Annotated in this window: 8 protein-coding genes; 6 read left to right on the top strand and 2 right to left on the bottom strand. The window is 71.3% G+C overall.

Annotated features, from left to right (window positions below; translation table 11 throughout):
* Positions 1-1707 (top strand): ABC transporter ATP-binding protein (locus E1193_RS13970; protein ID WP_132183624.1); only part of this gene is annotated, 1707 nt, incomplete at its 5' end.
* Positions 1708-1760: 53 nt separating this feature from the next.
* Here E1193_RS13970 and thrS read toward each other — a convergent pair.
* Entirely contained in the window at positions 1761-2978 is a 1218-nt protein-coding gene (gene thrS / locus E1193_RS13965) for a threonine--tRNA ligase (RefSeq protein ID WP_132183623.1), read from the bottom strand.
* Between the two features lie 767 nt (positions 2979-3745).
* On the opposite strand from thrS, the gene E1193_RS13960 reads away from it, so the two are divergent.
* The 4 genes from E1193_RS13960 to E1193_RS13945 all read left to right on the top strand — a co-directional run bounded on the left by E1193_RS13960 (position 3746) and on the right by E1193_RS13945 (position 5826).
* Entirely contained in the window at positions 3746-4180 is a 435-nt protein-coding gene (locus E1193_RS13960) for an SRPBCC domain-containing protein (RefSeq protein WP_132183622.1), read from the top strand.
* Positions 4167-4511, top strand: coding sequence for a metalloregulator ArsR/SmtB family transcription factor (locus E1193_RS13955; protein WP_132183621.1), 345 nt, complete (start codon positions 4167-4169; stop codon positions 4509-4511). The genes E1193_RS13960 and E1193_RS13955 overlap by 14 nt, the downstream gene beginning before the upstream one ends.
* Before the next feature lie 14 nt (positions 4512-4525).
* On the top strand, positions 4526-4909 hold the full coding sequence (locus tag E1193_RS13950) for a hypothetical protein (RefSeq protein WP_132183620.1): 384 nt from the start codon (positions 4526-4528) through the stop codon (positions 4907-4909).
* Between the two features lie 206 nt (positions 4910-5115).
* Positions 5116-5826, top strand: a complete 711-nt coding sequence (locus E1193_RS13945; protein WP_132183619.1) for a DUF998 domain-containing protein — start codon at positions 5116-5118, stop codon at positions 5824-5826.
* Here the strand turns inward: E1193_RS13945 and E1193_RS13940 are convergent.
* Positions 5804-7207 (bottom strand): NAD(P)H-quinone dehydrogenase, encoded by a 1404-nt coding sequence (locus E1193_RS13940; RefSeq protein WP_132183618.1) that lies wholly within the window; start codon positions 7205-7207, stop codon positions 5804-5806. The genes E1193_RS13945 and E1193_RS13940 overlap by 23 nt on opposite strands.
* 106 nt (positions 7208-7313) lie before the next feature.
* On the opposite strand from E1193_RS13940, the gene E1193_RS13935 reads away from it, so the two are divergent.
* Positions 7314-7769 (top strand): gamma-glutamylcyclotransferase, encoded by a 456-nt coding sequence (locus E1193_RS13935; protein ID WP_132183617.1) that lies wholly within the window; start codon positions 7314-7316, stop codon positions 7767-7769.
* Positions 7770-7836 lie beyond the last annotated feature (67 nt).

Genomic DNA, 7836 nt, shown 5'->3' with positions numbered 1-7836 from the left:
GCGGGGGCCCGGGCGGCGGGCAACGACAACTTCGCCGACATGCTGGCCCGGATGGCCGTGGTGCCCGGCGTGGGCATCGACTTCGCCGCGCTGGGCCGTACGCTGGCCCTCGCCGTCGTGCTCTATCTGGGCGCGAGCCTGCTGATGTGGTGGCAGGGCTGGCTGCTCAACGGGGTCGTGCAGGCAACCGTGCTGCGTCTGCGCGCCGAGGTGGAGGAGAAACTGCACCGGCTGCCGCTGCCCTACTTCGACCGGCAGCCCCGGGGCGAACTCCTCAGCCGGGTCACCAACGACATCGACAACATCTCGCAGACCCTCTCGCAGACCCTGAGCCAGCTGCTCACCTCGCTGCTCACCGTGGTCGGCGTGCTGGCGATGATGTTCTGGATCTCGCCGCTGCTGGCCCTGGTCGCCCTGGTGGCGGTGCCGTTGTCGGTGGTGGTGACCGCGCAGATCGCCAGGCGGTCTCAGCGCAGGTTCATCGCCCAGTGGACCCACACGGGCGAGCTGAACGGCCAGGTCGAGGAGGCGTTCACCGGCCACGAACTGGTGAAGGTCTTCGGGCGGCAACGCGAGGTGGAGGCGGCCTTCCACGCGAAGAACGAAGAGCTGTTCCGGGCCAGCTTCGGCGCGCAGTTCATCTCCGGGATCATCATGCCGGCGATGTTCTTCATCGGGAACCTCAGCTACGTGGCGATCGCCGTGGTCGGCGGGCTGCGGGTGGCGTCCGGCTCGATGAGCCTCGGCGACGTGCAGGCGTTCATCCAGTACTCCCGGCAGTTCACCCAGCCGCTCACCCAGGTCGCCTCGATGGCGAACCTGCTCCAGTCCGGCATCGCGTCGGCCGAGCGGGTGTTCGCGGTGCTCGACGCCGAGGAGCAGAGCCCCGACCCGCAGCCGCCGGCCCGGGTCACCGACCCGCACGGCCGGGTCGAGTTCGCACACGTCTCCTTCCGGTACGACCCGGACAAGCCGCTGATCGAGGACCTGTCGTTGGTCGCCGAGCCCGGCCACACCGTGGCGATCGTCGGCCCCACCGGGGCCGGCAAGACCACCCTGGTCAACCTGATCCTGCGTTTCTACGAGTTGGACGCCGGACGGATCACCCTCGACGGGGTGGACGTCACCACGCTACGCCGGGACGACCTGCGCAGCCGGATCGGCATGGTGCTCCAGGACACCTGGCTGTTCGGCGGCACCATCCGGGACAACATCGCCTACGGACGGCCCGACGCGACGGAGGAGGAGATCCTCGCCGCCACCCGGGCCACCTTCGTGGACCGGTTCGTCCGCAGCCTCCCCGACGGCTACGACACCGTGATCGACGAGGAGGGGAGCAACGTCAGCGCCGGTGAGAAGCAGCTCATCACCATCGCCCGTGCGTTCCTGGCCGAGCCGTCGCTGCTCATCCTCGACGAGGCGACCAGCTCGGTGGACACCCGCACCGAGGTGCTGCTGCAGCGGGCGATGGCGGCGCTGCGCTCGGAGCGGACCAGCTTCGTCATCGCCCACCGGCTCTCCACGATCCGCGACGCCGACCTGATCCTCATGATGGAGAATGGCCGGATCGTCGAGCAGGGCACCCACGAGCAGCTGCTCGCCGCGCAGGGCGCGTACCACCGGCTGTACCGGTCACAGTTCACCGGCGGGCTGGTGGGCGAAGAGGAGACGCCGACGGCGCCCGAGCCGGCGACGCTTCCCGGCTGAGCACCGCGCGAACAGGCTCGGGGCCGGGGTCCACCGACCCCGGCCCCGAGCCCTCAAGCCAACGGGAGCAGGTCCGCCGCCCGCGCGGCGACCACCGTGCCGATCAGCCCGAGCGCATCCGGCACCGGCATCGGATCCAGCCCACGGCCGTCGCGCAGCCGCAGCGCGACCGCCTCGTCGGCCGCCTCCCGGGCGCCGACCACCCCGACGTACGGCACCTTCCGGCGGGCCGCGTCCCGGACCCGGGCGCCCAGCGAGCCGGCGTGGTCGACCTCGACCCGCAGCCCGGCGTCGAGCGCCCGCCGGGCCAACCGCTGCGCCGCCTCGGCCTGTGCGCCGTCGACCGGGAGCACCACCAGCTGCACCGGGGCGTACCAGGGCGGGAAAGCGCCCTGGTGCACCTCTATCAGGTACGCGAACAGCCGTTCCATGCTGCCGACCAGGCTGCGGTGCACCATCACCGGCCGCCGGCGGGCCCCGTCCGAGCCGGTGTACGACAGGTCGAACCGCTCCGGTTTGTCGAAGTCGAGCTGCACGGTGGAGAGGGTCGACTCCCGGCCGGCGGCGTCGACGATCTGGATGTCGATCTTCGGGCCGTAGAAGGCGGCCTCCCCCGGGGCCTCGGTGAAGCCCACCCCGTCGAGCGCGGCACGCAGCAGCGCCTCGGCCCGCGCCCACTCGGCGTCGTCACCGACGTACTTCTCCTGCGGGCCGCGCAGCGACAGCCGGAAGCCGGCGGGGCGGACGCCGAGCGCCGCGTGCGCCTCGCGGATCAGCCGCAGGATCTCCCGCACCTCCTCGCCCACCTGCTCCAGGGCGCAGAAGTTGTGCGCGTCGTTCAGCGAGATGGCGCGCACCCGGGACAGCCCGCCGAGCACCCCCGAGCGTTCCGCCCGGTACATCCCGCCCAGTTCGGCGACGCGCAGCGGCAGTTCCCGGTAGGACCGGCCACGGGCCCGCCACACCATCGCGTGGTGCGGGCAGAGCGCTGGGCGCAGCACGAACTCGTCGTCGGCGGAGAGCCGCATCGGCGGGAACATGTCACCGGCGAAGTAGCCGAGGTGCCCGGAGAGCTCGAACAGCTCCCGTCTGCCCAGCGGCGGCGAGTACACGTGTTGGTAGCCGGCCCGGCGCTCCAGGTCACGGACGTACTCCTCGACGGCGTGCCGGGCGGCGGCGCCGGCCGGCAGCCAGATCGGCAGGCCGGCCCCGGCGAGCGGGTCGGAGACGAACAGGTCCAGCTCACGGCCGAGCCTACGGTGGTCGATCATGTCGCTCTCCTTGATCGGGTACACGCCCCGAGAGCGACCCGACCCGGAACGCCGCGAGGCCCCGGGCGGAACGCCCGGGGCCTCGTCGACGCGAAACGTCAGTGCGGCACGCCGGGGTCTCCCGGCGTCGTGGTCACCACCGCACTGCGCATGCCGCCACCGTACGACCGGCGTGGCCGTCGAGACGACTGGTTTTCCGCCCGGCCGGCCCCGGGACGCCAACTACCGATCGCGGCAACTGGGGCAACGAAACCATGCGAAACCGCAAGACGGCGCGACACGCGTGAACTCGGTCGTCCGCTTGGACCCTTGGGCCAGGAACTGGGGTGGGCCGCCGGCACGGGACCTGCCGGCGGCCCGCGGCGGCCCGGTCGTCGGGAACGGGGGGCCCGACGCGCGTGGGGCCGCGCGCCGACCACGGTACGCCGACCGGTGCCCATCCGCCCGTCCACCCGCACCTGGGCGCGAGTCCGGTGCCACTGGCCGACGTCGGGGTTCGAGGAGCATCTGATGCACTGGAGGAAGCGGAACGATGAGCAGCGAATCCGACTGGCGGGAAGTCAAACCAAGGCCCGCGAGCTGGAGGCGACCTGGGATGCCCCGATCATGTCGCCGGTCCGGTTGTGCAGGTGGCGGTCCAAGCTGGTGAGGGATGCCGCATTTGCGGGTGCGTGGTAAGTCGCCCTTCGCGCCGGGGATTGCGGGCAACGATCGCAACCTGTAGGTTGCCATTAATGGCAACCTACAGGTTGCGAAGGAGAGTCAGCATGGTTTCGGACGCGATCGAACGTGTGGTGGTGCTGCGGCACCCCATCGAGCGGGTGTGGGCCGCGCTGACCACCGCGGAAGGGCTTTCGCGGTGGTTCGGCTCGGTGGCGGAGATAGATCTGCGGCCGGGTGGGCGCGCGTTCTTCCGTTGGGACGACCTCGACGAGGAATCCGTCGCCACCATCGCGGTGGTCGACCCACCACACCGTTTCGCGTTCAGGTGGGCGATCGAGGGCCTGCCGGAGGATGACGCACCCCAGACGCTTGTGGACTTCACCCTGGAACCGGTGCCGGACGGCACTCGGTTGCGCCTGTTGGAGAGCGGGTTCGCCCAGGCCGCCGACGACGTGGCCCAGTCTGCCCAGGAGGCCAACAGTCACGGATGGGACACGGAGCTCTTCGATCTGGAGACCTACCTCGATGCGACCGCCTGATGTGGAGGGGCAGGCCGTTGCGGTGTTCGCGGCGCTCACCGATCCAACGCGGCGGGCGCTGCTGGAGGAGCTCGCCCGCGCCGGGCCCGCAACTGTCACTGATCTGGCGCGACGGTTGCCGATCAGCCGCCAGGCGATCGCCAAGCACCTGGGCCAGCTCGCCGAAGCGGGCCTGGTCAGCTCCGGCGAACCGGCCGGCCGCCGCCACCCCTACCGGTTGGAACCAGCCGCCGTTCGCCCAGCCCAGGCGTGGCTGGCCAGGCTCGCCAACAGGTGGGATGACCGGCTGGCCGCGCTGGAAGGTGCACTGGACGCCACTGACACGCAGTAAGGAGTCACGCAACAATGAGCGAGCCTGAATTCACGGCCGGCCTGAACATCGCCATGAAGATTCCCAAGGCACAGTACGAGGCCACCGTGGCCTTCTACCGCGACACTCTGGGCTTCGACGTCAAAGAAGGCGACGTCTCCTACGCTCCGACCGTCTGGAAAACTCATTCGGTGCAGTTCGGACCCAGTACGCTGTGGCTCGACTGTGTCGACAACTACAGCCAGTCCGACCTGTGGCTACAGCTCCACACCGATGACCTGGACGCGGCAGCGAGCAAACTGGCCGACATCGGTATCCACCCGTGTGACGAGGTCGAGCCCCTGGAGAACCTCGACTCCAGAACCCACTGGATCAAGAACCCAGCCGGTGTCGTACACCTGCTCGCGGAGTCCGGTTGATCCTGATGCCCTGATGAGGTGAGCAGCAACCCTCGGCCGCGCTGTCGCGGAGCCAAACGCCCAGCTTCCCGAGTCGCCCAAGCTTCGATGACGCAAGCCCAAGGTGCTGTGGCCGAGACGGCCGGGCTGACTCAGGGGTCTGCTCCGGAACCGATCCGGGGCGTTCCCGGATCCGTGTCGGGTGCCGGTGGCGACAGGCTGGGGGCATGCGCGAAACCCGGACCCACGGCCTGCTCGCCCTCGGCGGGATCGCCCTGGCGGCACTGCTCGCCGTGATCGGTCACCTGGACGTGAACGAAGACCTGAACCCGTGGTCGCTGACCGTCAGCGACTTCGCCGTCGCCGACCGGGGTGGGGTCGTCGACGTCGCCATGGCGGTGCTCGCCGCCGCCACGGCGGTGCTGGTCCCGGCCCTGTGGCGCCCCGGCCCGGGGCCGGCCCCCGGAGGGCCGGCAGCCGCCGTCCGCCGTCCGCCCGCCGCCACCGCGCTCCTGCTGACCTGGGCGGCCGGGCTGGTCACCGCCGCCGTCGTCCCCACCAACCAACCGGGTACGCCGGTGGACGCCGCCGCCCAGCTGCACCGGTACGCCTCGGTGGTGGCCTTCCTCGCCCTGCCGGTCGCCGGCTGGCTGCTCGCCGGCCACCTGGGCGGACGCGCCGCAGGTTGGCTGCGCGTCCTGGCCCCGATCAGCCTGCTGCTGGCCGGGGCGACGGTCTGGTCCGCGTACCCCGGAGGCGGGGTGCTGGTCGGCCTGGCCGAGCGGCTGCTCATCCTCGCGGAGGTCGCGCTGCTCGCCGTGGTCGCGGCCACCCTGGCCCGGCGCACCGGGCCGGCGGGTCCGGCGGCGACCAGGGCCGCCGGGCCCGAGCACACCGGCCCGCCGGGGCAGCGGGTCACTCCAGCTCGTGGAGCATGAGCTGGCGGGCCGCCTCGGTGATCGAACCCGAGAGGCTCGGGTAGATCGTGATGGTGTGGGCCAGCTCGTTGACGGTGAGGTTGTTCTCCACCGCCATGGTGATGGGCAGGATCAGCTCACTCGCCTTCGGCGCGACGACCACACCGCCGATCACCTGGCCGCTGGCCGGCCGGCAGAACAGCTTCACGAAACCGTCGGCCAGGTCGTCCATCTTCGCCCGGGCGTTGCCCGACAACGGCAGCATCACCTGGCGGGCCTGGATCTTGCCGGCGTCCGCCTCGTCCTGGGAGACGCCGACGGTGGCCAGCTCCGGGTCGGTGAACACGTTCGCCGCGACGGTACGCAGCCGCAGCGGGCGCACCGCCTCGCCGAGCGCGTGCCACATCGCGATCCGGCCCTGCATGGCGGCGACGCTCGCCAGCGGCAGCACCCCGGTGCAGTCACCGGCGGCGTAGATGCCGGGGACGTTGGTGCGCGACACCCGGTCGACGGTGACGTAGCCGCCCCGGGCCAGCTCGACGCCGTACTCCGCCAGGCCCAGGCCGGCGGTGTTCGGGATGGACCCGACGGCGATCAGGGCGTGCGAGCCGTTCACGACGCGACCGTCGGAGAGCTCGACCTCGACGCCGTCGTCGGTCCGCCGGACCGCGTCGGCGCGGGAGTTGTTGAGGATGCTCATGCCCCGGCTGCGGAAGACCTGCTCGATGGCCATCGCCGCGTCGGCGTCCTCGTGCGGCATCACCCGGTCGCGGCTGGAGACCAGGGTGACCTGCACCCCCATCGCCAGGTAGGCGCTGGCGAACTCGGCGCCGGTGACGCCGGAGCCGACCACCACCAGGTGCCGGGGCAGCACGGGCAGGTCGTACACCTGTCGCCAGGTGAGGATGCGCTCGCCGTCCGGAAGGGCGGTGGGCAGCTGGCGCGGGGTGGCGCCGGTGGCGACCAGCACCGTCGAGGCGGCGATGGAGTACTCCCCGCCGCCGTCGGCCGGGGTGACGACCACCCGGTGGGTGTGGCCGAGGGTGTCCTCGCCCAGCCGGGCGGTGCCGGCGACGATGGTGACGCCGGCCTTCACCAGCTTCGCGTGGATGTCGGCGGACTGGGCCAGGGCCAGCCGCTTCACCCGCCCGTGGACCGCCCGGGCGTCGACCGTCACCGCCTCCAGCCCGTCGGAGTGCACACCGAACTCCTCGGTGTCCCGGTAGCCGGTGACCACCTCCGAACTGGCGATGAAGGTCTTCGACGGCACACAGTCGGAGAGCACGCAGGCGCCACCGGCCCCCTCGGCCTCCACCACGGTCACGTCCGCGTCCAGTTGCGCGGCGACCAGGGCAGCCTCGTAGCCGGCCGGCCCGCCGCCGATGATCACGATCCGGCTCACAATGCTCGCCCTTCGTCAGTGGTCACAGTGATTTTCTTCTCCCGAACGTGTCCGACACGCACCGTCGTATTCTCCCCCAACCGTCCGCCGGGCTATCGTCATCGCCGTGCGTCACTACGCCGCCTACGGCTCAAACCTGGACCCCGCCCGGATGCGCGCCTACTGTCCGCATTCGCCGATGGTGGGCATCGGCTGGCTGGAGGGCTGGCGGCTGACCTTTGCGGGCGAGGGCGTGATCGGCTGGGAGGGTTCCGTCAGCACCGTCGTGGAGTCCCCGGGCGACCGGGTCTTCGTGGCGCTGTACGACATCCACCCGTACGACGCCGCGCAGCTCGACGAGATCGAGGGCGTCACCGCCGGCACGTACCGCAAGCTGCACGTCCGCGTCTCGACGTTGGACGGGGAAGTGACCGCGTGGATCTACGTCTTCGACGGGTACGAGGGCGGTCTGCCGACCGCGTGGTACCTGTCGGAGCTCGCGAACGCGGCGGAGAAGGCGGGCGCGCCCGACGACTACGTCACCGAGCTGCGGTCCCGCCCCAACGGCACCGCGTCGGCGTAACGGCTGTCGCACGCCCTCAGTGTGCTACCGGGGCCCACGGCGTCCGCCGCCGGCCCCGGTGACCGTC

Source organism: Micromonospora sp. KC606, from assembly GCF_004348675.1.
Lineage (GTDB): Bacteria > Actinomycetota > Actinomycetes > Mycobacteriales > Micromonosporaceae > Micromonospora.
Note: the sequence above shows the minus strand (reverse complement) of the source record. Positions and strands in the feature narration are given on the sequence as shown.